The 23122-nt window shown below is 71.8% G+C and carries 24 protein-coding genes and 1 pseudogene; 1 reads left to right on the top strand and 24 read right to left on the bottom strand.

The genetic code is table 11. The annotated features are described in order from the left end of the window. Positions 1 to 166 precede the first annotated feature (166 nt). The 14 genes and pseudogenes from D471_RS35230 to hisI form a co-directional block, all read right to left on the bottom strand. Positions 167 to 988, bottom strand: coding sequence for a hypothetical protein (locus D471_RS35230; protein WP_152486378.1), 822 nt, complete (start codon positions 986 to 988; stop codon positions 167 to 169). A gap of 392 nt (positions 989 to 1380) precedes the next feature. Next, the gene (locus D471_RS35235) at positions 1381 to 2190 is read right to left on the bottom strand and encodes a hypothetical protein (protein ID WP_017600176.1); all 810 of its coding nucleotides are present in this window, start codon (positions 2188 to 2190) and stop codon (positions 1381 to 1383) included. 805 nt (positions 2191 to 2995) lie between these two features. Beyond that, on the bottom strand, positions 2996 to 4111 hold the full coding sequence (lgt, locus tag D471_RS0119575) for a prolipoprotein diacylglyceryl transferase (RefSeq protein WP_017600178.1): 1116 nt from the start codon (positions 4109 to 4111) through the stop codon (positions 2996 to 2998). A gap of 51 nt (positions 4112 to 4162) precedes the next feature. Then, positions 4163 to 5151 (bottom strand): annotated as a pseudogene (locus tag D471_RS35240) (DsbA family protein). Between the two features lie 57 nt (positions 5152 to 5208). Next, positions 5209 to 5724 (bottom strand): MauE/DoxX family redox-associated membrane protein, encoded by a 516-nt coding sequence (locus tag D471_RS0119585; protein ID WP_017600180.1) that lies wholly within the window; start codon positions 5722 to 5724, stop codon positions 5209 to 5211. Positions 5725 to 6163: 439 nt separating this feature from the next. Further along, entirely contained in the window at positions 6164 to 6979 is an 816-nt protein-coding gene (gene trpA / locus D471_RS0119590; protein ID WP_017600181.1) for a tryptophan synthase subunit alpha, read from the bottom strand. Then, a complete protein-coding gene (gene trpB / locus D471_RS0119595; protein WP_017600182.1) occupies positions 6976 to 8178 on the bottom strand; it encodes a tryptophan synthase subunit beta in 1203 nt (400 codons plus the stop codon). The genes trpA and trpB overlap by 4 nt, the downstream gene beginning before the upstream one ends. A gap of 284 nt (positions 8179 to 8462) precedes the next feature. After that, a complete protein-coding gene (gene trpC, locus D471_RS0119600; protein ID WP_017600183.1) occupies positions 8463 to 9269 on the bottom strand; it encodes an indole-3-glycerol phosphate synthase TrpC in 807 nt (268 codons plus the stop codon). Between the two features lie 251 nt (positions 9270 to 9520). After that, complete coding sequence (locus D471_RS0119605) at positions 9521 to 9868, bottom strand: CD225/dispanin family protein (RefSeq protein WP_017600184.1); 348 nt, start codon at positions 9866 to 9868, stop codon at positions 9521 to 9523. A gap of 90 nt (positions 9869 to 9958) precedes the next feature. Continuing rightward, positions 9959 to 10480, bottom strand: a complete 522-nt coding sequence (locus D471_RS0119610; RefSeq protein WP_017600185.1) for a DUF2752 domain-containing protein — start codon at positions 10478 to 10480, stop codon at positions 9959 to 9961. 110 nt (positions 10481 to 10590) lie between these two features. After that, positions 10591 to 10986 (bottom strand): CD225/dispanin family protein, encoded by a 396-nt coding sequence (locus D471_RS0119615; protein ID WP_017600186.1) that lies wholly within the window; start codon positions 10984 to 10986, stop codon positions 10591 to 10593. Positions 10987 to 11253: 267 nt separating this feature from the next. Beyond that, entirely contained in the window at positions 11254 to 11571 is a 318-nt protein-coding gene (locus tag D471_RS0119620; protein ID WP_017600187.1) for an HGxxPAAW family protein, read from the bottom strand. Beyond that, on the bottom strand, positions 11571 to 12281 hold the full coding sequence (locus D471_RS0119625; RefSeq protein ID WP_017600188.1) for a Trp biosynthesis-associated membrane protein: 711 nt from the start codon (positions 12279 to 12281) through the stop codon (positions 11571 to 11573). The genes D471_RS0119620 and D471_RS0119625 overlap by 1 nt, the downstream gene beginning before the upstream one ends. Further along, positions 12278 to 12622, bottom strand: coding sequence for a phosphoribosyl-AMP cyclohydrolase (gene hisI / locus D471_RS0119630; RefSeq protein ID WP_017600189.1), 345 nt, complete (start codon positions 12620 to 12622; stop codon positions 12278 to 12280). The genes D471_RS0119625 and hisI overlap by 4 nt, the downstream gene beginning before the upstream one ends. A 161-nt stretch (positions 12623 to 12783) precedes the next feature. Here hisI and D471_RS0119635 point away from each other — a divergent pair, with 161 nt between their 5' ends. After that, entirely contained in the window at positions 12784 to 13785 is a 1002-nt protein-coding gene (locus D471_RS0119635) for an SIS domain-containing protein (RefSeq protein WP_017600190.1), read from the top strand. Positions 13786 to 13810: 25 nt separating this feature from the next. Here the strand turns inward: D471_RS0119635 and D471_RS0119640 are convergent, their stop codons facing one another. The 10 genes from D471_RS0119640 to D471_RS0119685 all read right to left on the bottom strand — a co-directional run. Further along, positions 13811 to 15661 carry an ABC transporter ATP-binding protein gene (locus tag D471_RS0119640; RefSeq protein WP_017600191.1) on the bottom strand — a complete coding sequence of 617 codons (1851 nt, stop codon included), beginning with the start codon at positions 15659 to 15661 and terminating at the stop codon, positions 13811 to 13813. Beyond that, positions 15661 to 17724, bottom strand: coding sequence for an ABC transporter ATP-binding protein (locus D471_RS0119645; RefSeq protein WP_017600192.1), 2064 nt, complete (start codon positions 17722 to 17724; stop codon positions 15661 to 15663). Before D471_RS0119645 ends, D471_RS0119640 begins: the two co-directional genes overlap by 1 nt. Before the next feature lie 275 nt (positions 17725 to 17999). Then, positions 18000 to 18596: a peptidoglycan-binding domain-containing protein gene (locus D471_RS35245; RefSeq protein WP_017600193.1), complete on the bottom strand. Its 597-nt coding sequence runs from the start codon at positions 18594 to 18596 to the stop codon at positions 18000 to 18002. 159 nt (positions 18597 to 18755) lie between these two features. Further along, the gene (hisF, locus tag D471_RS0119655) at positions 18756 to 19529 is read right to left on the bottom strand and encodes an imidazole glycerol phosphate synthase subunit HisF (RefSeq protein WP_017600194.1); all 774 of its coding nucleotides are present in this window, start codon (positions 19527 to 19529) and stop codon (positions 18756 to 18758) included. Next, the gene (gene priA / locus D471_RS0119660) at positions 19526 to 20278 is read right to left on the bottom strand and encodes a bifunctional 1-(5-phosphoribosyl)-5-((5-phosphoribosylamino)methylideneamino)imidazole-4-carboxamide isomerase/phosphoribosylanthranilate isomerase PriA (RefSeq protein WP_017600195.1); all 753 of its coding nucleotides are present in this window, start codon (positions 20276 to 20278) and stop codon (positions 19526 to 19528) included. The genes hisF and priA overlap by 4 nt, the downstream gene beginning before the upstream one ends. Positions 20279 to 20324: 46 nt before the next feature. Next, positions 20325 to 20981: an imidazole glycerol phosphate synthase subunit HisH gene (hisH, locus tag D471_RS0119665; RefSeq protein ID WP_040690415.1), complete on the bottom strand. Its 657-nt coding sequence runs from the start codon at positions 20979 to 20981 to the stop codon at positions 20325 to 20327. Positions 20982 to 20997: 16 nt separating this feature from the next. Further along, positions 20998 to 21156: a hypothetical protein gene (locus tag D471_RS40910; RefSeq protein ID WP_017600197.1), complete on the bottom strand. Its 159-nt coding sequence runs from the start codon at positions 21154 to 21156 to the stop codon at positions 20998 to 21000. Further along, positions 21157 to 21750 (bottom strand): imidazoleglycerol-phosphate dehydratase HisB, encoded by a 594-nt coding sequence (gene hisB / locus D471_RS0119675; protein WP_017600198.1) that lies wholly within the window; start codon positions 21748 to 21750, stop codon positions 21157 to 21159. Positions 21751 to 21818: 68 nt separating this feature from the next. Next, the gene (locus D471_RS0119680; protein ID WP_017600199.1) at positions 21819 to 22901 is read right to left on the bottom strand and encodes a histidinol-phosphate transaminase; all 1083 of its coding nucleotides are present in this window, start codon (positions 22899 to 22901) and stop codon (positions 21819 to 21821) included. 40 nt (positions 22902 to 22941) lie between these two features. Beyond that, positions 22942 to 23122 (bottom strand): histidinol dehydrogenase (locus D471_RS0119685; RefSeq protein ID WP_026127885.1); only part of this gene is annotated, 181 nt, incomplete at its 5' end.

Here is a 23122-nt window from a genome sequence, read left to right on the forward strand (position 1 = left end):
GGCACACGCCGCTGGATCTGCCCGACCACCGGTGGGCGGAGCTGCCCGGTGTGGTCCGGGACCTGGTCGGGCGGGTGGAACCCGAGTAGGAGCGGGCCGGAGCGCGGCGGGGGCCCACGACGAACACGAAGCCCGGGGAAGGTGTTCCCCGGGCCCCACGCGCGTCCTAGTTGGTTCCGGTCGTCCCGGTGGCGCCGGTGCCGTTGGGATCGGTCGTCCCGGTGGCGCCGGTGCCCTCGGTACCGGTCTGCCCCGTTCCGCCGGTCTGGCCGGTGCCGTCCGTGCCCTCGTCGGAGCCGTCGTCGAGCTGGACCATGCGCCGGTAGAGCGGATCGCGGACGTTGGCCAGGGCCACGAGCGGGCCCGCGAGGCTGACACGGTCCTCCACCGACTCCGAGGACGCGGACTGGACCCAGACCACGACGAGGTAGTGACCGCTGATGATCGCTTCGCTGGCGCTGTACCCCTCGCCGAGACGGTCGAAGGGGTCGGCTCCGGATGGGGGGAGCACGAACCCGCGGGCGGCGGCGGTCGTGTCGCCCCCGTCCTCCTCGCTGGGATCGGACATGGCCGCGGCGAGCTGGCGGCTGGCGTCGACGCCGGCGAGGTTGAACACGGCGGTGACGCCGAAGTAGGTGTCCGAGACGTAGGTCGCACGGGCGACCTGGGTGCAGTCGGCGTCCGCCACGGCCTCGGTCAGCTCCCGGCCCCACACGGCCGACGAGCAGTCGTCGGTCAGGTCCGAGTCCCGCAGGGTGAAGTCGATGCTCTGGCTGGAGATCTCGGCGTTGTTGCGTTCGAACAGCTCACCCTCGTTGAGGGGGAGGCTGTCGACCTCACGGGAGGCCAGCACGTCGTTCATGCGGCCGGTGTCGACGATCCGGTACACGGCCGGGCGCGTCTGGACGGGGGCCGCGTCCGCTCCCCCCTCGTCGGAGGAGCGGAGGTAGAACACGGCGCCGACGGCGAGGAGCGCCAGGACCAGCACGACGGCCAGGATGATGATCAGGAGCGGTCCGCGGCGGCGCGGGTCCTGCTTCCTCCGGCCGCCCCCGCGGCGGCGGCCGCCGGACCGCGCGCTGCGCCCGTCCGGCTCGCTGCGGGGTGCACCCTCGCCCCCACGGCTCCGCGCCGGGTCGGGCTCCGTCCGTTGGACTGGTTCTTGCGCGGCGCTCCCGGGGAGGGCTCGCCTGTTCGGTTCCGGGTACATCGGGCCTCGAAAGTGTGGACGTCGACGGACGGATCGCGGTCCGCGCCCAAGGCTCCGGGCGGATGCGTGGGCACCGGCTCACCGGATGACGTGGGGGCACCCGTGGGTGCCCCCGCGCGGGTCGATCCGTCCGCGATCCTATCGGGGTGCCCGACACCCCCTGACAGGGCTCATTCCTCCGCCTGGTTCCTGGCGACGATCTCCTCGTAGGGAAGGAGCACGGTGTCCATCGCCGCCACGCGCACGGACGCCATGTCCGAGTCGTCCCCGGGCGGGGACCCGTCGGTGCGCGCGACCCAGAACACGGCCAGGTAGTGGCCCATGACCTGGGTGGATGCTTGGCTGAAGCCCTCCTCCAGCCCGGGCACGTCACCGGTGTCGGCCAGCAGGAACCCGGCACCGGTCTCGGCGTTGTTCGGGTCCAGGGCCTCGGCGACCCGGGTGGCGCCCTCGGAGTCGACCAGGTCGAACAGGGTGACCTGGGCGACGTACTCCTCGTCGGGGTCGGTGTAGACACCGGTGGCGGCGCTGGAGCAGTTGGCGTCGATCAGGCTCTGGCCGAGCTCCTCACCCCACACGAGCGAGGTGCACGAGTCGGTGACGCGGCCCTCGCTGAGGGCCAGCTCCATTCCGTTGACCTCGACCTCCTCGGAGTCGCCGAAGACGGCCTCCTCGGTCATCGGCTCGGCGCCCTCGGGGCGCCCGTCGATGGGGCCGAAGGTGTCCTCGAGGTTGGCTCCGAACAGGAACTGGTCCGGGGTGAGCGTGCCGTGCCCCTCGGGCGGGGCGACGATGCTCTGCTCGCCCCGGGCGACGGCGCCCCCGTCGGGACTGAACAGCTGGAAGACCAGCAGACCCAGGAGGGCGACCAGGGCGACGCCGAAGGCGCCCATGAGAACGCCCAGGACGGCTGTGCCACGCTTGCGCTTGCTCTGTTCGGCGAGGGTGTACACGATCTGGTTGGGCCGGTCGCCCAGCACCGAGACGCGCTTGATCGCCGAGGCGGAGAAGGCCGAGACGCGGTCGACGCCGCCGCGTCTACCGGAGGTGTTGCGGCCGCCGTCCTTNCCCGCGACGGGAGCGGCGGGATCCGCGCCCGGGGGCCGCGGTGTCCTCCTCTACGGCGGGTTCGGCGTCGTCATAGCCGTCGTCGGGCGCGGTGTCCCCGGTGTGGGCGTGGGTGTGGCCGTACTCGGCGGAGAAGTCCTCGTCGGGGTCGTAGTCGTCCTCGCGGTCTTCGTCGTGGCCCTGGACGTCGTACTCCTCGACGTGGGTGTCCTCGGCGTGGCGTCGACCGCCGCGCCGACTCCTCCGGCTGTGACCGAACTCAGTTCTGCTCACGGTCCTTCTCAATCGTCAACCGTTCCTGGGAGAGTTGACCATTGCTGGCCAAATCACCGTATCTCGGACCTGGGGTCCGCTGCCCCGCGAACGCTCCTCGGGTCACAGGGGCCGGTTCCCCGTTCGGCGTGACCGCGCCTTCTCCGCTCGTGAGCGGTGCGCGACATCCTCCCGGGAACCGGGTACTCCCCGTCGGCCGAGGCCCTCGGGTACGGACCCGCTGGGTAGTTCTCTCGACGCGATCACTCCGGTCACGCCCAGTCACACCACAGCGATGACAGCCCAAACCCGGAACCGCGGCCAGAAACGAACTCACCGTAGGTCGCTGACCGACAACGACCGATAGCCAAGCCAACAGCCGCCAACCCGTGGACTGCTCGAAGGGAGAGGCGCGCACCACACGGTCTGACCGGGGTGTCCGGTCAACCGGCCGCACGCGGATCCCTACTCGGGCTTCGCCTCGGAGTTCGTGCCCGTGTCGTCGGCGTCGTTCTCCGTCGAGCCCTCGCTACTAGATCGCTCGGGGCTGGGGTGGTATTCCGTGCCCGCCTCGGTGGAGTCGGAGGTCACGGAGTCGATCTCGGAGTCGTCGTCGGTGTCCACGGCACTGTAGACGGTGCCGTCGTCGGCGGTCTCGTCCACGCTCGTGGACTTGATCACCTGGGTTCCGGCGTCATGGCCGTGCGGGACGACGGCGCTGGAGAAGGAGTCGATGCGACGGCCGGCCCAGAGGAAGTAGGCCAGCGCGGCGAGGAGGACCGCGAGGGAGGTCCAGTTGTTCAGGCGCAGGCCGAAGAACTCGTTGGCCGGGTCGATACGCATGTACTCGATCCAGAAGCGGCCCGCGCAGTAGCCCATGACGTAGAGGGCGAACAGGCGGCCGCCCTGGAGCTTGTCCTCGAAGCGGCGGCCGAGGTAGGCCAGGAGGACGGCCAGGCCCAGGCACCAGAGGGACTCGTAGAGGAACGTGGGGTGGTAGGTGGTCTCGCCGGGGATCATGCCCTGGCGGAGCCCGCCCTCGGGGTAGGGGTAGATCTCCAGGGCCCACGGCAGGTCGGTGGGGCGGCCGAAGAGCTCCTGGTTGAAGTAGTTGCCCCAGCGGCCGATGGCCTGGGCGAGGGGCAGTGTGGGGGCGATGGCGAAGGACAGCTTGGACATCGACAGCCCGCGCTTGCGGGCGACCAGGTACACGCCGAGCGCGCCCATCGGGATGGCGCCCCAGATGCCGAGGCCGCCCTCCCACACGAACAGGGCGCGGATCGGTTCGCGGCCGGGCGCGAAGTACAGCTGGGCGTCGCTGATGACGTGGTAGAGCCGCCCGCCGATGAGGCCGAGGATGACGGCCCACACGGCCATGTCGACGATGGTGCCCTTCTCACCGCCCATGGCCGCCCAGCGGTGTTCGCTCCAAAAGACCGCGACCATGACACCCGCGAGGATGCACAGGGCGTAGAAGTGGATCTCCAGCGGACCGATGGGGATCGAGTTCACCTGGGGACTGGGGATGGCCGCGAGGGCGCGGCCCAGCTCGGCCGCGCCCTCGGAAGCTGTCGACGACAAAGTCACTTCTCTGCTCTCGGGTTCGCCCCGCACGCGGGGGGTGTCTGGTGGCTACTCCTCGCCACCCCCGCCGGTCAACGGTTCGGTCTGGACCTCGCCGGGGCCGGCTTCGTCGATCGCCCCCTGGAGGCCGCGCACCGTCATGGTCGTGCTGTTGTCGAGCAGCTCGCCGTTGATGTAGACGGAGGGCGTGGCGCGGAACGCGTTGTCTCCGCTGTAGCGAGTGTAGGCGTTTCCGGTGGCGTCGATGATCTCACCTGTGTAGGTCCCGTCCAGGAAGGACGGGTCGTGGCCGTTGTCGGCGCCCCAGGCCATCAGGTCGGTCAGGACCATGGTGCTGAGGTTCTCCTGCCCGAGCTGGTCGAGGGCGTCCTCGGTGAGGGCGGGCAGGTAGTCCTCGGTGAACTGGGTGACGGTGGCCGCCTCGTCGTCGATGCGCCCGTCGAAGGCCGCGGCGTCCTCCTCGGAGGCGCCGGTCTCGCGGAACCACTCCTTGAGTTCGTCGACGGTGAATCCCGCCTGGCCCTCGGTGGGCTGGTGCTCGAAGAGCAGGTCGTTGTACTCGACGAAGACGCCGTGTTCGGCGGCTGCGCGGGCCGCCGCTCCGCCGCTCCGCCGCGCAGGGAGTTGCTGCTGATCGGCACGGCCTGCTGGGCGAAGATGCTGACCGGGCGGAAGTGGACGATCGCCTCGCCGGCGGCCGCCGCCTCCTTGAGGACGTCTCCGTTGAGGAGTTCGAACTGGCGGCAGGCGGGGCACTGGTAGTCGGCGTAGACCTCGACGACGGGGGCCTCGGCCCCGGGCTGGGCCATGACGACGCTGCCGTCCCCCTGGACGGTCTGCGAGGCGAGGGATCCGTCGAACTCCGATCCGCTGCGGTCGGAGTTGAGGATGGCGTAACCGATTCCGACGATGAGGATGACCACCCCGAGGGCGGCGCCGATGACACCGAGGGTCCGCACGCGCGCGGCCTTGCGCTTGTCCTTCTCCCGCTGTTCCCTGAGCCGCTCGCGAGAACGTTGGCGGGCTGCACTCCCCATGAATTTCTTCCTTTTCCTGCTACTGGACGTGGTCGGCCGCCGTACGGGGTTCCGGGGTCACCGGAACAGCCCGAGCGGGCGGTCGAGGGCGAAGGGGGATCGTGGCCAGATCGCGATGAACGCGCCCAGGGCGGCGAAGCCGACGTCGCGCGCGATGGACAGGCCGTAGGTGGTCTCCTCCGGGTCGACCTGTCCACCGCCGCCGAAGCACCCGCAGTCGATGCTCAGTCCGCGGGCCATGGCCGAGACGATCCCCACGATGAACGCGACCATGAGCAGCGTGGTGACGGCCGCGGTGTAGCGGGTGGCCAGTCCGACCAGGAGCAGGACGGCCAGCGCCAGTTCGAACAGGGGCAGGGTGTACCCGATGAGCCTGGCCAGGTCGGTCGGGAACAGGTCGTAGGCCTCGACCGCCTGGACCGACAGCGCGGGTGGGTACTTGCTGACGGCGGCGGTGATGAGGACGGCCGCGAGCCCGACCCTGCACGCGAGCGTCAGCCAGGGTTGGACGGTCCGCCAGCGGGGGGTGCGTTCGCGGGCGGGCGGTGCGGTGGTCGCGTCGGCTGTGTCCATCGTGTTGGCCTTCGGGAGGAGGTTGACCGTTCGGTCAGATGACGTGTGGTGTCCGTGACGTCTCTCTGGGTGACAGCACAGATCCTACTCGTTGTGGGCGACTCGTGACACTGGGCTGTGGACACACAGGTCCGTACGAGTGACCGCGTCACGTCCACCCTTGTCCATCACACCACCGGAACACGTCCCGAGGGGGGTGTGGGGCGCATCAAGACGGCTCTCTCACCGGATTCTCACTCTTTTAACCTGAGTCGGTTAACCCGCCCTTATCCGGCGCCGGCGCGACCGGGCGAGGTGGTGCCGGTACACGACGACGGCGGTGGACCGATCCCGGGTTCCGGGTCGGTCCACCGCCGTCGTGGGGTCGGTTCGGGCGCCGCCGGGCACCGCTCGGGGGTGCCCGCCCCGTCGCCGAGCGGCAGGCCCGAAACGCGTACCGCTAACCGCGCGAGCGCACCCCCGCGGCGAGCTCCTCGGCGAAGGAGCGGACCGCGATGAGGCCGGTCTCCAGGTCGGGCGCGTCCAGGACGCGTTGGCAGAAACCAGCGCCGACGATCACGCCGTCGGCGTACCCGGCGACCTCGGCCGCCTGCGCACCGGTGGAGATGCCCAGGCCCACACAAACGGGCAGGGCGGAGGCCCGGGTGACCTCACGGGTGCGCCGTACGAGGGTCTCGGCGGTGTCGGCGACCTGGACCCGGGTGCCGGTGACCCCCATGAGCGAGGCCGCGTACACGAAACCGGTGCACGTGGCCGTGGTCAGGGCCAGGCGCCGGTCGGTGGAGGAGGGCGCGACGAGGAAGATCCGGTCGAGCCCGGCGGCGTCGGAGGCGGCGATCCACTCGTCCGCTTCCTCGGGGATGAGGTCGGGGGTGATCACCCCGGCCCCGCCCGCCTTGGCGAGCCCCTCCGCGAACCGGCCGACGCCGTAGCGTTCGATCGGGTTCCAGTACGACATGACCACGGCGGCGGCCCCGGTCGCGGCGGTCGCCTCGACCACGCGAAAGACGTCGTCGGTGGTGGTTCCGGCGGCCAGTGCCCGATCGGCGGCACGCTGGATGGTGGGTCCGTCCATCATGGGGTCGGAGTAGGGCAGGCCGACCTCGATGACGTCGCACCCGCCCTCGACCATGGCTTCGATGACGCGGATGGAGGAGGCCACGTCGGGGAAGCCGGCGGGCAGGGAGCCGATGAGCGCGGCGCGGTCCTCCTCGCGCGCGGCGGCCAGGGCGGTGCTCAGGGTGGTGGTCGTCATCGCTGTCCCTCCGGGTCCACGAGACCGAAGTAGGTCGCCGCGGTGTCGACGTCCTTGTCGCCGCGCCCGGACAGGTTGACCAGGATGACGGCGTCGGGTCCGAGGCGCTCGCCGAGCTTGCGGGCCCCGGCCAGGGCGTGGGCGCTCTCGATGGCGGGGATGATGCCCTCGGTGCGGCACAGCAGCCGGAAGGCCTCCATGGCCTCGGCGTCGGTGACGGGTTCGTAGGTGGCGCGGCCGGTGTCGGCGAGGTAGGCGTGCTCGGGGCCGACGGCCGGGTAGTCCAGCCCCGCGGAGATGGAGTGGCTGGGCAGGGTCTGCCCGAACTCGTCCTGGAGCACGTAGGTGCGGGCGCCGTGGAAGACCCCGGGGCTGCCCGCGGTGATGGAGGCCGCGGTCCTGGTGGTCCGCGCGCCCTCTCCCCCGGCCTCGAAGCCGTACAGGGCGACGGACTCGTCGGGGATGAAGGCGGCGAAGATCGCGATGGCGTTGGATCCGCCGCCCACGCAGGCGGCGACGGCGTCGGGCAGCTTCCCGGTCAGTTCCAGGACCTGCTCGCGGGCCTCCTTGCCGACGACGAAGTGCAGGTCGCGCACGAGTTTGGGAAAGGGGTGCGGACCCGCGACGGTGCCGAACAGGTAGTGGGTGTGGTCGACGTTGGCCACCCAGTCGCGGAACGCCTCGTTGATGGCGTCCTTGAGGGTGCGGCTGGCGGNNTCGGCGCCGAGCATGCGCATGCGGGCGACGTTGAGCGCCTGGCGCTGGGTGTCCTCCTCCCCCATGTAGACGACGCAGTCGAGGCCGAGCAGGGCGCAGGCGGTGGCGGTGGCCACGCCGTGCTGTCCGGCGCCGGTCTCGGCGATCACGCGGGTCTTGCCCATGCGTTTGGTGAGCAGGGCCTGGCCGAGCACGTTGTTGATCTTGTGCGAGCCGGTGTGATTGAGGTCCTCGCGTTTGAGGAGGATCCGGGCGCCGCCGGAGTGCTTGGAGAAGTTGCGCGCGTCGGTGAGCGGGCTGGGCCGACCGGTGTAGCTGCGCAGCAGTTCGTCGAGTTCGGCGAGGTAGTCCGGATCCTGGCGGGCCTTGTCCCACTCGGCCTCGACCTCGTCGAGGGCGGCGATGAGCGCCTCGGGAGCGAACCTGCCGCCGTAGCGGCCGTAGTGCCCGTGCGCGTCGGGCACGGGTTGGGCGTGGCTCATGGCTGGGTCTCCTGGTACGGGCCGACCGCGTGCGCGCCCCGGGCACGGCCTCGGGGCCCGCGACGACCGGCCTCGCGCCGCGGGGCGGCGCGGTTGGGTTGTTGGGTCACGCGGCGTCGGGAACCCGCGACTCACGCGTGCGGGTGTGGGTGCGGGCTCCCTGGGGCAAGGGCGTGTTCCGTGGACGCTGCTCGTCGCGCAGCAGAGTATGTGTCCGCGGAACACGCCCTAACGCCATCGGTGACCGGGGTGGAGTGGGTACGCCGTCGTCGTCAGCATCGGGCTCAGTTCCGGTCGCGCAGAGCGGGGTGGGCGCCGGCGGTCACCAGGTCGGCGACGGCCTCGCGCGGGTTGCCTCCGCGCACGAGGCTCTCCCCGACCAGGACGGCTCCGGCTCCGGCTCCGGCGTAGGCCAGCAGGTCGTGCGGGCCGCGTACCCCGGACTCGGCGATCTTGACGCGGTCGGCGGGGATGAGGGGGGCGAGCCGGGCGAAGGTGTCCCGGTCGACCTCCAGGGTCTTCAGGTTGCGGGCGTTGACGCCGATGACGGTGGCGCCGGCGTCGAGGGCCCGGGTGACCTCGTCCTCGTCGTGCACCTCGACGAGGGGGGTCAGACCCAGCGAGCGCGCCCGCTCGACCAGGGAGACCAGGGCCTCCTGGGGCAGCGCGGCGACGATGAGCAGGATCGCCGAGGCGCCGTGGACGCGGGCCTCCCACAGCTGGTAGGAGCTGACGACGAAGTCCTTGCGCAGCAGCGGTGTGTCGACGGCCTTGTGGACCGCCTCCAGGTCGGCGAGGCTGCCGTTGAACCGGCGTTCCTCGGTCAGGACGCTGATCCAGGTGGCGCCGCCGGCCTCGTAGTCGCGGGCCAGGGCGGCGGGGTCGGCGATGGTCGCGAGTGGCCCCTTGGAGGGGCTGGCGCGCTTGACCTCGGCGATCACGTGGACACCGGGGCGGCGCAGGGCGGCCTCGGCGTCCTGCGGAGTGGGCACTGACTCGGCTTGGGCCTTGAGGCGGTCCAGAGGCAGGGCCTCCTGACGCCGGGCCAGGTCAGCGCGTACTCCGTCGAGGATCTCGTCGAGCACGCTCACCAGTTACCGCTCCCTCGTGGTGTGGCCGGTCGGGATGGTCGAATCCACCCGCGTGCGCGGGCGCGGCCGCGTGGCGGGACCGGTCGACCGCACACGCACCGTGTTATCCGTCATCGTATCCACCCTCGGGGCTCGGGGGGCCGCCACCCCCGGATGACGAAGGCGGAAGTGTCGCGGTGTCGCGGGAACGGCGTCCCGCCCTCCGGTGTGTCGGAGGGGGACGCCGTCGTCGTCCGGGAAGCCCGGAGGGGTCAGTAGGTGCCCGCGGGGGCGGTGGAGGCCACCATGGCGAACCCGATGATCATGATGATCACGTAGATCACCACGAGGACGATCGTGAGGATGAACCCGATGAGGCTGATGATCCCCATGATCTTGGCGACCTTGGCGGACTCCTCGGCGCCCGCGTAGTCACCCATCTGCCACTTGCTGTTGACCTGGAGGGAGAAGATCAGGCCGATGATGCCGACCACCGTGCAGCCGAAGATGCCCAGGATGTTGTGGACCATGTAGTTCTTCGGCGGCTCGGCGGCGGGCGGCACGGCGCCGTAGCCGCCCGTTCCGTAACCACCGTGGGGCGGCGGGGGACCGTAGCTCATGGGGGTGTTCCTTTCGGATGTGATGCGACGTCTCCACATGGGACGCCGGATGTGGGGTACGGGTTCCCGGGTCGATCGGGTGTCCGCGGGTCACCAGCCCGGGAAGAGCGGCACACCCGGTGCGAGGAAGTCGAACCAGGGCAGGTTGCGCAGAAGCCAGAACGCGAAGACCGAGGTGATGACGGTCCAGTAGACCCACATCGGCGCGGCCTTGCGGGGCACCGTACGTCTCCTGAGGCTGGCTCCGAACCACCGCACGTAGGTGTAGAGCAGGAACGGTCCGAAGGCGAGTACGAGCAGGGGATTCATGCTGGCGGCCCCGAGGATGTCGCCGTGGGTGACGAGGGCGACGGCTCGCGTGGTGCCGCAGCCCGGGCAGTACGTCCCCGTCAGGAGCAGCCAGGGGCAGGTGGGGTAGTTCCCGGGCTCGTTGGGGTCGACGAAGTGAACGAGTGTGGCCCCCACCAGGGCCAGGGCTCCGAGTCCGAGGGGCCAGACGGCCGGATGCAGCGACCGGACACGGTGGCGGACCCGGTCGGCGGGGGATCGGGGAGCGGCGTCCGTGGGTTGGGGGTGCACGGGCCGGTCGGTCTGCTGTGGTCGCACGGGCACCAGCCTACGCGTTCGGGTGGGCGGCTACGGCTGGGTCCTGGCCCCGGGAAAGGCGTCTGCCCCCGCACACCGAGGTGTCCGGGGGCAGGAGCGACAGAATGCGCTCGGGCTTAGTAACCGCTGGTACCGGCGACGACAGCACCCAAGATCATGAGGACGACGTAGACGACCGTCAGGCAGAAGCCGATGAAGCTGATGATCCCCAGGATCTTGGCGGTCTTGGCCGCGGACTCGGCGCCCGCGTAGTCACCCGCCTGCCACTTGCTGTTGACCTGGATCGCGAAGACCAGACCGACGATGGCGAGGATCGTGCAGCCGAAGAGCCCCAGGATGTTGAACACCAGGAAGTTCTTGGGCGGTTCGGCCGAGGGCGGCATGGCCCCGTAGCCGCCGGTGCCGCCGGGGGGCGGACCGTAGCCGCCGTTGCCGGGGGGCGGGCCGTAGCCACCGCCGGGGGGCGGCGGGGGCGGGCCGGGGTTGCCGGGAGGCGGGGGACCGTAGCTCATGTTCGAAAGATCTTTCCTGAAGCGGACAGGGGAAATGGGATCGGTGTGCGCAAAGAGCGCGCCGGTCCGGTGCGGGGGCAGGGTGATTGACCGGCGGACACACACCGCGGACAGAAATCATGCCAGATCGATCAGACTCTCACCGATGGCATCCAACGCGGCGGACCGGGTCCGGTGGGGAGAATCTACCCGCCACACCGGACCTTCGTCCATTTTCCGTTACGCACTCGTTGTGATCTGCGCGTTCCCGGGAAGGTGAGAAGCGCCTCAGGCCTTGCCGGCCGTGGCGGCCACCTCACGGTTCGTACCGGAGTCCTTCTTGGCCGCGGCCTTGCGCGTGGCCTCCCACTCCGCGCGCGTGGGCGGCACGGGGCGGGGCTCCTTGCGGCCCAGCCCGGCCTTCTTCATCACACCGGCGACGATCGCGAGGACGACGCTCAGTGCGAGGGCGATCACGGTCCAGGTGATCAGCCCACCCCCCATGATGATGGCGACGCCGGCGACGGACCAGGCAGCGATCCAGGAGATGGTGAGGAACCAGGCGGAGACGGTGTTGCCGTGGTCGTCGTGGTGTTCGTCAGCCATCAGTGGTTCTCCTTCGGTTCGGCTGGCCGTGCTGCCAGCGGTGCGGGTGCGGTGCCGTCCTCGGTGTCGGCGCGGCCGGTGTCGGCCGCGGCGTCGCCACCGCGGGCGTCGAGCGTGGGGTCGTCACCGGCGTCCAGCGATCTCCACAGGTCGGCGGGTGTGTCCGCCCGGGTCGAGCGCGGTGCGACGTCCCGATCGTACCGGGTCCCCATACCTGGCCAGGCGGGGGAGCGCACGACGGCGACCGCCCCCGCGAGCGTGACGAGCAGGGCCCCGGCCCCGGCCATCAGCGGCCCCAGGAGCAGGAGTCGCGGATCCGCCGTGACCTGCGCCGCGCCGGTGCCGTCGGCCGCGTGGCCGGCGAGTTCGGACACCAGCGCCTCGGCCCGGGTCGCGTTCCAGACGGCGGCGAGCGCTCCGACCCCGCCGAGGAGGACGAGCCCTCCGATGACCCGGCGCGCCCATCCACGGGCGGCGTACAGTCCCACGATCGCGGCCAGTCCCACCCATCCGATCCCGGACAGGGCGCCGGTGAGGTCGCCGCCGGTCAGTTCGACGGACACGGGTTCGACAGGACCGGGCACGGCGATCTCACCGGTGACCCAGAGTCTGCCGCCCGCGGCGAGCAGCAGCCCGGCTCCGGCGGCCAGAGTGACTGTGACGACGGCGTACTCGCGGCCCGCGCGCGCGGGGGGTTCGGTGGAACTCACAGGAGCCGTCCCGCGTCGAAACACGTGCGGTCGCCGGTGTGACAGGCGGCCCCGGTCTGGTCGACGCGTACCAGAAGGGTGTCGCCGTCACAGTCGAGCGCGACCGAGATCACACGCTGTGTGTTCCCGGAGGTGGCCCCCTTGACCCAGTACTCCCCCCTGCTGCGCGACCAGTACGTGGCGGCGCCGGTGGTCAGGGTGCGGTGCAGGGCCTCGTCGTCCATCCAGGCGAGCATGAGGACCTCCCCGGTGTCGTGCTGCTGCACGACGGCGGGCACGAGGCCGTCCGGGTTGCGCTTCAGGCGTGCGGCGATGTCCGGGTCGAGGCTGGAGACGCTCATGATTCCCAGGTTATGACCGCTGTGCGGCCACCGTGCACCGGGGCGCGGTTCGCGCGCGGCGGTCCGGTCCGTGGGTGCGCCGCCGGGGTGGCCGGAGGGCGTAGGGTTCGTCCGTCCGACACCGCCTTTCCGTTCCGACGGGCCCGCACGATGGGAGTCCCGTGACCGCCGAGTTCCTGTCCGCCGACCTGGCGGGAAAGCCCGCCGCCCTGACCGCCCTCGCTGAACGCTTCCCCCGGTGGGACCCGTACGCGGCGCTGCCGGCGCTGCTGGAGGACGAGCCCGCCGCGGTGCGGTTGCTCGGTCTGGGCGCGGCCCGGCGCGTGTGCGAGACGGCGGCGGCTCGGCTGCGGCGGGCGGGGATCGCCGCGAGCGCCGAGCACGCCTCGTCGGCCGAGGAGCCTCCGGCCGGCCCGGAGACCCTGGTGGTGGGGGTGAGCTTGGGCGGGGGACAGCGTGAGCTGTGCACGGTGTTGGACCGCTACGTGGCGCGCTCCCCGGTGATCGTGCTCACACCCGATCCGGACGCGGTGGTGTCCCGGTTGGCGGACCTGGTGGTCCCGCTGAACGCGGGCGCGGAGTCGTCGGGGCTGGGGTGCCGCTCCTACCAGCACGCCATGGCGCTGGCTCTGCTGCTGGGGCACCGCCTGGGCGCTCCCGTGTCGGGGAGCAGCGGGAACTTCCCCGGGTTGCTGCGGCGGGCGGCCAACGCGACGGAGGTGCTGCTGGCCGACGCGCAGCGGTGGGTGCCGGAGGCGGCGCGGGCCCTGGACTCGCCGCACGGCGTGCATCTGGTGGCTCCGGCCGAGCGGTTGGCGTCGGCGGGGCAGGGGGTGCGCGTCCTGCGCGGTGGGCCGGTGCGGGTGGCGCACGCGGTCGAGACCGGGGAGTGGTCGCACACCGACCGTTACCTTGCGGCGGTGACCGACTACCGCGCGCTGCTGTTCGCGGGTTCGGCCTACGACCAGAGGTTCGCCGAGCACCTGGCGCAGTTGCGGGGACGGTTCGTGGCCGTGGGAGCCACCCCCGAACGCGAGAGCGTCGCGGGGGCGGAGCTGACCGTGCGCTACCCGGGTGACCGGGACCCGGACGTGAGCCTGCTGGTGGAGCCGCTGGTGGCGGAGTTGGTGGCGGCGCACTGGTGGCACGCCCGCGGCCGTTGACCGCCACCGCGGCCCGCTGTGCCGTTCAGGCCGAGGACCGAACCCAGGAGGCGTACAGGTCGGCGTAGACGCCCGGACGTGCGACCAGTTCGTCGTGGGTGCCGCTCTGGACGACGCGTCCCTGGTCGAAGACGAGGACCCGATCGGCTGCCTCGGCCGTGGACAGGCGGTGGGCGATGGCCACGGAGGTGCGGCCGCGGGTGAGCCGGTCCAGGGCGCGCTGGATGCGCACCTCGGTGTGCGGGTCCACGGCGGAGGTGGCCTCGTCCAGGACGAGCAGGTCGGGGTCGGCGATGTAGGCGCGGACCAGGGCGACGAGCTGTCGCTCCCCCGCTGAGAGGGACTCGCCGCGTTGGCCGACGGGGGTGTCCAGGCCGTGGGCGAGGCTGGCGAGCCAGTCGGCGAGGCCGAGTTCGGTGATGGCGGCCTCCAGTTCGACGTCGGTGCTCTCGGGCCGGGCGAAGCGGATGTTGTCGCCCAGGGAGCTGTCGAACAGGAAGCCCTCCTGGGGCACCATGACGACGCGGCTGCGCAGGGAGGAGAAGGCCACCTCGCGCAGGTCGACGTCGTCGAGGAGGACGCGCCCGCCGCCCGGGTCCATCAGGCGGGTGAGGAGCTTGACGAAGGTGGTCTTGCCCGATCCGGTCTCCCCCACCACGGCCAGGCGGGTGCCGGGGGTGATCCGGACGTCGATGCCGTCGAGGACGGTCGGCCCGTCCGGGTAGGCGTAGGTGACGTCGTCGAAGCGGACCTCGACGGGGCCGCGCGGCAGCACGTGCCCGGCCTCTCCGGGGTCGGCGATGTCGGGGACGGTGTCGAGCACGCCCAGGACCCGGCGCCACCCGGCGATGGCGTTCTGCGCCTCGTTGAAGATCTCGGTGGCCATCATCATCGGCATGACGAACAGGGTCATGAGGAAGAGGAAGGCGACGAGCTGCCCGGCGGTGAGTTGGCCGTCGATGCCAAGCCACACGCCGACCAGGACCACGGCGACGTTGCCGATGGCGGCGATGATCTCGGCGAAGGGCGACACGGCCATGGACAGGCGCTGAGCCTTGACCTGGGCGCGGCGGGTGGCCAGGACGGTGGAGTCGATGCGGTGGGCGGTGCGCTCCTCGGTGCCGTAGGCGCGGATGACGGCGGCGCCCATGACGGTCTCGCCGATGGCGCCGAGCATGTCGCCGGTGCGTTCGCGGACCTTGAGGTAGGCGCGGGAGAGCAGCTTCTGGAGCCAGCGGGCGCCGAAGAGCAGCGGCAGGAAGCAGATCCACACCACGAGGGTGAGCTGCCAGGAGTAGACCGCCATGAGGGCGGTGGCGACGACCAGTTGGCCCGCGCTGACGATGAGCAGCAGCCCGCCCCACTGCATGAAGGTGCTGATCTGGTCGACGTCGCCGGTGACGCGGGAGACCAGGGCGCCCTTGCGTTCACTGTTCTGGGTGAGCACGGACAGGTCGTGCACGTGGCGGAAGGCCTTGCGGCGCAGGGTGGCCAGCCCGGACTCGGTGGCCCGGTACAGGCGCACGTTCATCAGGTAGGAGCAGACCATGGTGACCACGAGCAGTGCGGCGCACACGCTGACCATGCGGGTGACGAAGCCGAGGTCGGGTCCGCCGGGGCCGGAGAGCCCGTTATCGATGATCTGCTGGACGGCGACGGGCACGATGACCTTGCCCGCGGTGGCCACGACGGCGAGGGCGAGGGTCAGCCACAGGCCGTGGGCGAACTCCGGGGAGAGGTGGAGTCCGCGGCGCAGGGTCCGCAGGGCCGAGTCCTGGGACTTGCTGAGTGCGGGTGTCTCGGCCCGGTCGGCGCCGGGGCGGTCGGCCTCCGGGGCGGACCGCCGCCCGGTGCGGGGCTGGGCGGGTGCGCTCATCAGCGGGACTCCTCGGTGGCGACGGCGTGGTGGCGGGTGGTGTCGGTGTCGGGCCGCGCCGCGGAGGTCCGTTGGGGGTGGGGCGGGCCCGGTTCCTCGGGTGTCGGTGCGTGTCCGGCCGCGTTCTCCGCGGAGGCGCGCTCGTAGGCGGTGACGAGCCGGGTGTAGCCGGGCGAGGTGGCCAGGAGCTCCTCGTGGGTACCGCGGGCCAGGATGCGGCCGCCCTCCAGGTAGACGACCTCGTCGGCGAGTTCGATGGTGGCGCGGCGGTAGGCGACCACGACGACGGTGGCGGCGTCGTCGCGTTCACGTAGTCCGGCGAGGATCTGGGCCTCGATCTGGGGGTCGACGGCGGAGGTGGCGTCGTCGAGGACGAGCAGTCGGGGGCGGCGGACGATGGCGCGGGCCAGGGCCAGGCGCTGGCGCTGGCCGCCGGACAGGGTGGTGCCCTTCTCCCCGAGCCGGGCGTCGAGCCCGCCGTCGAGTTCGCGGACGAAGCCGTCGGCGCGGGCCAGGCGTAGGGCGGCCCACACGTGGTCGTCGTCGAGGTCGGTCGCGCCGAGGGTGATGTTGTCGCGGACGGTGTCCTCGAAGACGAAGGTGTTCTGTGGGACGAGTGCGGCGTGCCGGGGGATCTGTCCGTGGGCCAGGTCGCGGGTGTCGACGCCGTCGTAGGCGACGGTGCCGGAGTCGGGGTCGACCAGTCGCATGAGGACGGTGGTCAGGGTGGACTTGCCCGCGCCCGTGGGGCCGACCAGGGCGACGGTGCGGCCGGGGGCGATGTCGAGGTCGACGCCGGCGAGGACGGTGGTGCGGGCCTCGTTCCCGGCGCCGTCCATGAGGTCGCGGACGTGGTCGTCGGCGTCGTAGGTGTCGGCGTAGGAGAAGGTGACCTCGCGCATGGTGAGCGCGATGCCGGTGGGGGTGTCCTCCAGGGTCCGGTCGCCGTGGTCCATGGCGCCCTCGGAGCGCAGGACCGACTGGACCCGGTCCCAGCCGACGACGGTCCGGGACAGGTCGCCCAGGAGCCAGCCGAAGGAGCGGATGGGCAGGGCCATGAGGGTGAACAGATAGGCGATGGTGACGAGTTCGCCGGGGTCGACCGCGCCTGTGGACAGTCGCCACATGCCCAGGAGGAGGACGGCGAGGACTCCGAGGTTGGGCAGGGCCTCCATGAAGGGGTCGAACATGGACCGCATGCGGCCGACCTGGATGAGGGCGTCGCGGAGGCGGTGGGCGGCGTGGGTGAAGCGTTCGGTCTCGGTGTCCTCGCGGCCGAGGGTCTTGACGACGAGGGCGCCGTCGAAGGACTCGTGGGCGACGCCGCTGACCTCGGCGCGCAGGGCCTGGGCCCGGGAGGCCATGGGTGAGATCCGGCGTTGGAAGACGACGTTGGCGGCGGTCAGGACGGGGAAGACGACGAAGGCGATCAGGGCCAGGACGGGGTCGGTGACGATCATGGCGACGGCGGCGGTGCCGAGCATGAACACGGACCCGACGGCCATCGGCAGCGGTGCGAGCGGCTGCCAGGCGGCCTCGACGTCGGCGTTGGCGTTGGACAGCAGCTGCCCGGTGGGGTGGCGGTGGTGCCACGCCAGGGGGAGGTCCAGGTATTTGCGGGCGACGGCGCGGCGGTAGCGGGCCTGCATGCGGAACTGCATGAGTCCGGCGAAGAGCCGCCGCAGGGCCAGGCCGACGGCTTTGCCGAGTCCGACGGCCAGGAGGAGCGCGGACGCGCCGAGGAGGGCGGCGAAGGTGGTGGAGCCGCTCTCGAAGGCGGGCAGGATCGTCTCGTCGGTGAGGTGGCCGAGGACGGAGGCGGAGGCGACGGTGATCGCGGCGTGCAGCATGGCGCCGGCGACGGCGATGAGGAACACCCAGGGTTCGGTGCGGATGGCGACGCCGAGGACGCGCATCCCGCGGGTGAAGATCCGGTCGCCGCTTTCGCCGGTGGCGTCCCGTCCGGGGTCGGGAGAGGCGGGGTCGTCGACGTTCCCGGGTGCCGCGACCGGGGTGCCTTCTTCCTGTTCGTCCGGTCCCGTGCTCCTCGTCGCCTGCGCCATACGCCCCCCGTTCACGTCCGCGTGCGATCGGCCCGGTTGGGGGCCGACCGGTGGCGCCCCGCAGGGCTCCGGTCGTGCCGGAGGGTGTCGGGGCGCTCGTCGGGTCAACCTATCCAGCGGTGCCGACAGGTTCCACCGAGTTGTTTCAGCACCGGACGTGTGGGGGGTATTCCACGTGTGTCACCCGGTTTCCGGATGTGGTGCGGCACACCCCGGCGGGGTGTACGGGTGGGCGGCGCGGACGGGTGTCGCGTGCGGCCGGGGCGGGCCGGAGGTCAGCGGTCGTAGTCCTGGTAGGTGATCAGTGCGCGGAACGTGGCCGGTCCGGCGATGCCGTCGACCCCGATGCCCAGGGAGTCCTGCGCGCCGCGCACCGCGGCCTCGGTCTGCGGCCCGTACAGGCCGTCGGTGATCAGGTGAAGCGCGAACTTGGCGTTGAGCAGGCGCTGGATCGCCTCGACGACCAGGCCGCTGGAGCCGCTCCGGTACAGGCCGAAGGTCTCCGACCGCAGCGCCTCCCAGGTCGCCGCGTCCAGCCGTGAGGTCTGGGCGATCCCCGAGTACTCCTGGTAGGCGCGGACGGCGTGGCCCATCTGGGCGTCGAAGGGGATCGGGCGGTCGAGGTCCATGTGCGGGTCGAACCCGATCTGGATGAGCAGCAGCTTGGCCACGGCGATGTCGACGTCGGCGTCGCCGAGGCCGTACTCGGGCCAGGGATCGGCGCCGGCGGCGGGGGCCGGGGCCGGAGCGGCGGGCCGGTCGTGGGCGGAAGCCGACGACGAGCCGACGAGGGCGACGGCCAGGACCATGAGTCCGGCCGTGAGCAGGGCCGCCAGGCGGCCGGGAAGGCGGGTACGCGTCTGGGTGGGCATGGGGGTGCTCCTTCCCCGGTGGGTGGTCCTCCGGTACTCCGTGGGATGACCGTTCCGGGCATACCGTTCGCCCCGGGACGCCGATGGTTCCCGTGGCGCCTCGGCCCCTCCCCCGCGGGCGTGGCGCCGGGGCGCCGTGCCCGCAGGGTGCGGCCGGGTTCAGCGTACGGCGTATCCGGCCTCGCGCAGGCTCGCCTTGACGTCGGCGATGGTGAACTCGCCGAAGTGGAAGACGGTCGCGGCCAGGACCGCGTCCGCGCCGGCGGCGACCGCCGGGACGAAGTGCTCCACGGCCCCGGCTCCGCCGGAGGCGATCAGCGGTACGTCGACGCGGGCGCGCACGGCGCGGATGAGTTCCAGGTCGAAGCCCTCCTTGGTGCCGTCGGCGTCCATGGAGTTGAGCAGGATCTCGCCCGCGCCGAGGGCGGCGGCGCGCTCACACCACTCCAGGGCGTCGATTCCGGTGCCCCGCCGTCCTCCGTGGGTGGTCACCTCGAAGCCGCTCGGGGTCGGCTCGTCGCCGTCGCGGACCCGGCGCACGTCGGCGGACAGGACGAGGACCTGGCGGCCGAAGCGTTCGGCGATCTCCCCGATGAGCTCGGGGCGGGCGATGGCGGCGGTGTTGACGCCGACCTTGTCGGCGCCCGCGCGTAGGAGGGTGTCGACGTCGTCGGTGGTGCGTACTCCCCCGCCGACGGTGAGCGGGATGAACACCTGGTCGGCGGTGCGGCGCACCACGTCGTAGGTGGTCTCGCGGTCGCCGCTGGAGGCGGTGACGTCGAGGAAGGTGAGTTCGTCGGCGCCGCCCGCGTCGTAGGTCCCGGCGAGTTCGACCGGGTCGCCCGCGTCGCGCAGGTTCTCGAAGTTGACGCCCTTGACCACCCGCCCGGCGTCCACGTCCAGGCAGGGGATGACACGGATGGCGAGGCTCACCGACGCTCCCCCCTCACGACGGCCAGGGCGTCCTCCAGGGTGAAGGCGCCCTCGTAGAGCGCCGTGCCCATGATCGCGCCCTCCACTCCCTCGGGGACGAGGGTGGCGATGGCGCTCAGGTCGTCGAGGCTGGACACTCCGCCGCTGGCCACGACGGGCTTGTCGGTGCGCGCGCATACGGTGCGCAGCAGGTCGAGGTTGGGGCCCTTGAGGGTGCCGTCCTTGTTGACGTCGGTGACGACGTAGCGGGCGCAGCCCTCCGACTCCAGGCGCTCCAGGGTGGTGAACAGGTCGCCGCCCTCACGGGTCCAGCCGCGGGCGGCCAGGGTGGTGCCGCGCACGTCGAGGCCGATGGCGATGCGGTCGCCGTGCTGGGCGATGATCTTGGCGCACCACTCGGGGTTCTCCAGGGCGGCGGTGCCGATGTTGACCCGGGTGCAGCCGGTGGCCAGGGCGGCGGCGAGCGACTCGTCGTCGCGGATGCCGCCGGACATCTCCACCTTCACGTCCAGGCGGCCGACGATGTCGCGCAGCAGGTCGCGGTTGTGGCCGCGGCCGAAGGCGGCGTCGAGGTCCACCAGGTGGATCCACTCGGCTCCGGCCTCCTGCCACCGCGTGGCGGCGGTGAGGGGGTCGCCGTAGCGGCCGCCGGAGCCCGCCTCGCCCTGGACGAGCTGGACGGCCTGGCCGCCCGCAACGTCCACGGCGGGCAGGAGTTCGAGTGCGGTGGACGACACGGTGTCAGTCATGAAGCCTTCTCGTGGTCGGTGCTGAAGAGTCGGTCGGATGCCGGGGTCACCCGAGCATGCCCACCCAGTTGGCCAGCACGCGGGCGCCCGCGTCGCCGGACTTCTCCGGGTGGAACTGGGTGGCGCACAGGGGCCCGTTCTCGACCGCGGCCACGAACGGCTCACCGTGCTCGGACCAGGTCACCCCCGGGGCGGGGATGCGCGCGTTGGTGGGCGTGAACTCCCAGGTGCGCACGGCGTAGGAGTGCACGAAGTAGAAGCGGTCCTCGGGGCCGATCCCGGCGAAGAGCCGGGTGTCCTCGGGCGGGCGGACGGTGTTCCAGCCCATGTGCGGCACGACGGGGGCACGCAGGCGCTCCACCGTGCCGGGCCACTCTCCGCAGCCCTCGGTGGCCACGTCCTCGGCGTGCACGTCGGCCTGTTCGACGCCGCGCTCGAAGAGGACCTGCATGCCCACGCAGATGCCCAGGACGGGGCGGCCCCCGGCCACACGCTTGCCGATGATCCGGTCCCCACCCGCGGCGCGCAGGCTGGACATGCAGGCGCTGAAGGCGCCCACGCCGGGGACGACGAGCCCGTCGGCGTCGAGGGCGGTGTGCGGGTCGGAGGTGACGGTCACGTCCGCGCCGGTGCGCTCCATGGCGCGCTGCGCCGAGCGCAGGTTGCCCGATCCGTAGTCGAAGACGACCACTCGTGACGGCATGAAGTCTGCCTTTCCGCTAGGGGTAGAGCCGGAGCGCCCCGGAGGCCACGGCGAGGACCGCGCAGGCGCCCAGGGCGACGGCGGCGACCCGGTTGACCTTCCACAGGGAGTAGGCGCCCCCGATGAGGAAGCCGCCGAGGACGATGAGCAGCAGCGCCCACACGTCGTCGCCCATTTACAGGGCACCCTTGGTGGACGGGATGTCGGTGACGCGCGGGTCGTTCTCGGTGGCGGCGCGCAGGGCGCGGGCCAGGGCCTTGAACTGGCACTCGACGATGTGGTGGGCGTTGCGTCCGTAGGGCACGTGGACGTGCAGGGCCACGCGCGCCTGGGCCACGAACGACTCCAGGATGTGGCGGGTCATGGTCGTGTCGTAGTCGCGGCCGATGATCGGCGCCATGCCCTCGGGCTCGCTGTGCACCAGGTAGGGGCGGCCGGACACGTCGACGGTCACCTCGGCCAGCGCCTCGTCCAGGGGCACCTTGGTGTCGGCGAAGCGGCGGATGCCGCGCTTGTCGCCGAGCGCCTCGCGGAAGGCGGCGCCCAGGGCGAGCGCGGTGTCCTCCATGGTGTGGTGGGAGTCGATGTGCAGGTCGCCCTCGGTGCGCACGGTGAGGTCGAACAGACCGTGCTTGGCGAGCTGGTCGAGCATGTGGTCGAAGAAGCCGACGCCGGTGGAGACGTCGGCGACGCCGGTGCCGTCGAGGTCAATCTCGACCAGGACCTTGGTTTCCTTGGTGGTGCGTTCGACGCGTCCGGTGCGGCTCATGGTGACTCTCTCGGTGGTGGGTGGACGGGCTGCGGCCGAGGGCCGTCCGCCGGGGCGGTGGAGCGCGGTCAGCGCCCGGTGGCCTGGAGCAGGGCACGGCGGAAACTGGCCATCTCGTCGGGGGTGCCGACGGTGACGCGCAGCCATCCGGGCGGGCCGGTCTCGCGGATGAGGACCTGGTGGTCGAGCATGGTGTTCCAGACCTTGGTGCGGTCCTCGAACTCGCCGAACAGGACGAAGTTGGCGTCGGAGTCGGCGACGGAGAAGCCCTGTTCGCGAAGCCAGGCGACGAGGTCGTCGCGTTCGGCTCGCAGGTCGGCGACGGCGGCGAGGAGTTCGTCCGCGTACTCCAGGGCCGTGGACGCGACCGCCTGGGTGACGGCGGACAGGTGGTAGGGCAGGCGGACCAGCTGGAGGGCGTCGACCACGGCCGGGTGCGCGGCGAGGTAGCCGACGCGGGCCCCGGCCAGGGCGAAGGCCTTGGACATGGTGCGCGAGACGATGAGCCGGGGGTACTCCGGCAGCAGGGTCAGGGCGCTCGGTGTGCCCTCGCGGCGGAACTCGGCGTAGGCCTCGTCGACGACGACCACGCCGGGTGCGGCCTCGGCGATGCGCCGGATGGCGGCGATGTCGAGGGCGGTGCCGGTGGGGTTGTTGGGCGAGGTGAGGAACACGACGCTGGGCCGGTGTTCGGCGATCGCGGCCAGGGCGGCGTCGACGTCGACCCGAAAGTCCGCGTCGCGGGGCACGGACAGCCAGTCGGTGTTGGTGCCGCGCGCGATGATCGGGTGCATCGAGTAGGACGGCTCGAAGCCCATCGCGGTCCGTCCGGGCCCGCCGAAGGCCTGGAGGATCTGCTGGAGGATCTCGTTGGAGCCGTTGGCCGCCCAGACCTGATCCGCGGTCAGCCCGTGGCCGAGGTAGCCGGCCAGCCCCTCACGCAGGTGGACGGCGTCCCGGTCGGGGTAGCGGTTGAGGCCCGACGCGGTCTCGGCGACGGCCTCGGCCACCGCCTTGGCCAGGCTCGGCGAGGGCGCGTACGGGTTCTCGTTGGTGTTGAGGACGACCGGCACCTCCAGCTGCGGCGCGCCGTAGGGTGATCGGCCGCGCAGGTCGTCACGGAGGGGCAGGTCGTTCAGTGTGAAGCTCACGGTTGCACGCTCTTGGTGTCTCGGGTCGTCCGTCGGGTGTTCAGGCCGTGCCGTGGCCGGTGCGCGCGGTGACCGCCTCACCGTGCGCGGGCAGGTCCTCGGCGTTGGCCAGGGTGACGACGTGATGGGCGACCTCGGCCAGCGCGTCGCGGTCGTAGGAGACGACGTGGACGCCGCGCAGGAAGGTCTGGACGCTCAGGCCGCCGCTGTGGCAGGCACAG

Source organism: Nocardiopsis lucentensis DSM 44048 (genome assembly GCF_000341125.1).
Classification (GTDB): Bacteria; Actinomycetota; Actinomycetes; order Streptosporangiales; family Streptosporangiaceae; genus Nocardiopsis; species Nocardiopsis lucentensis.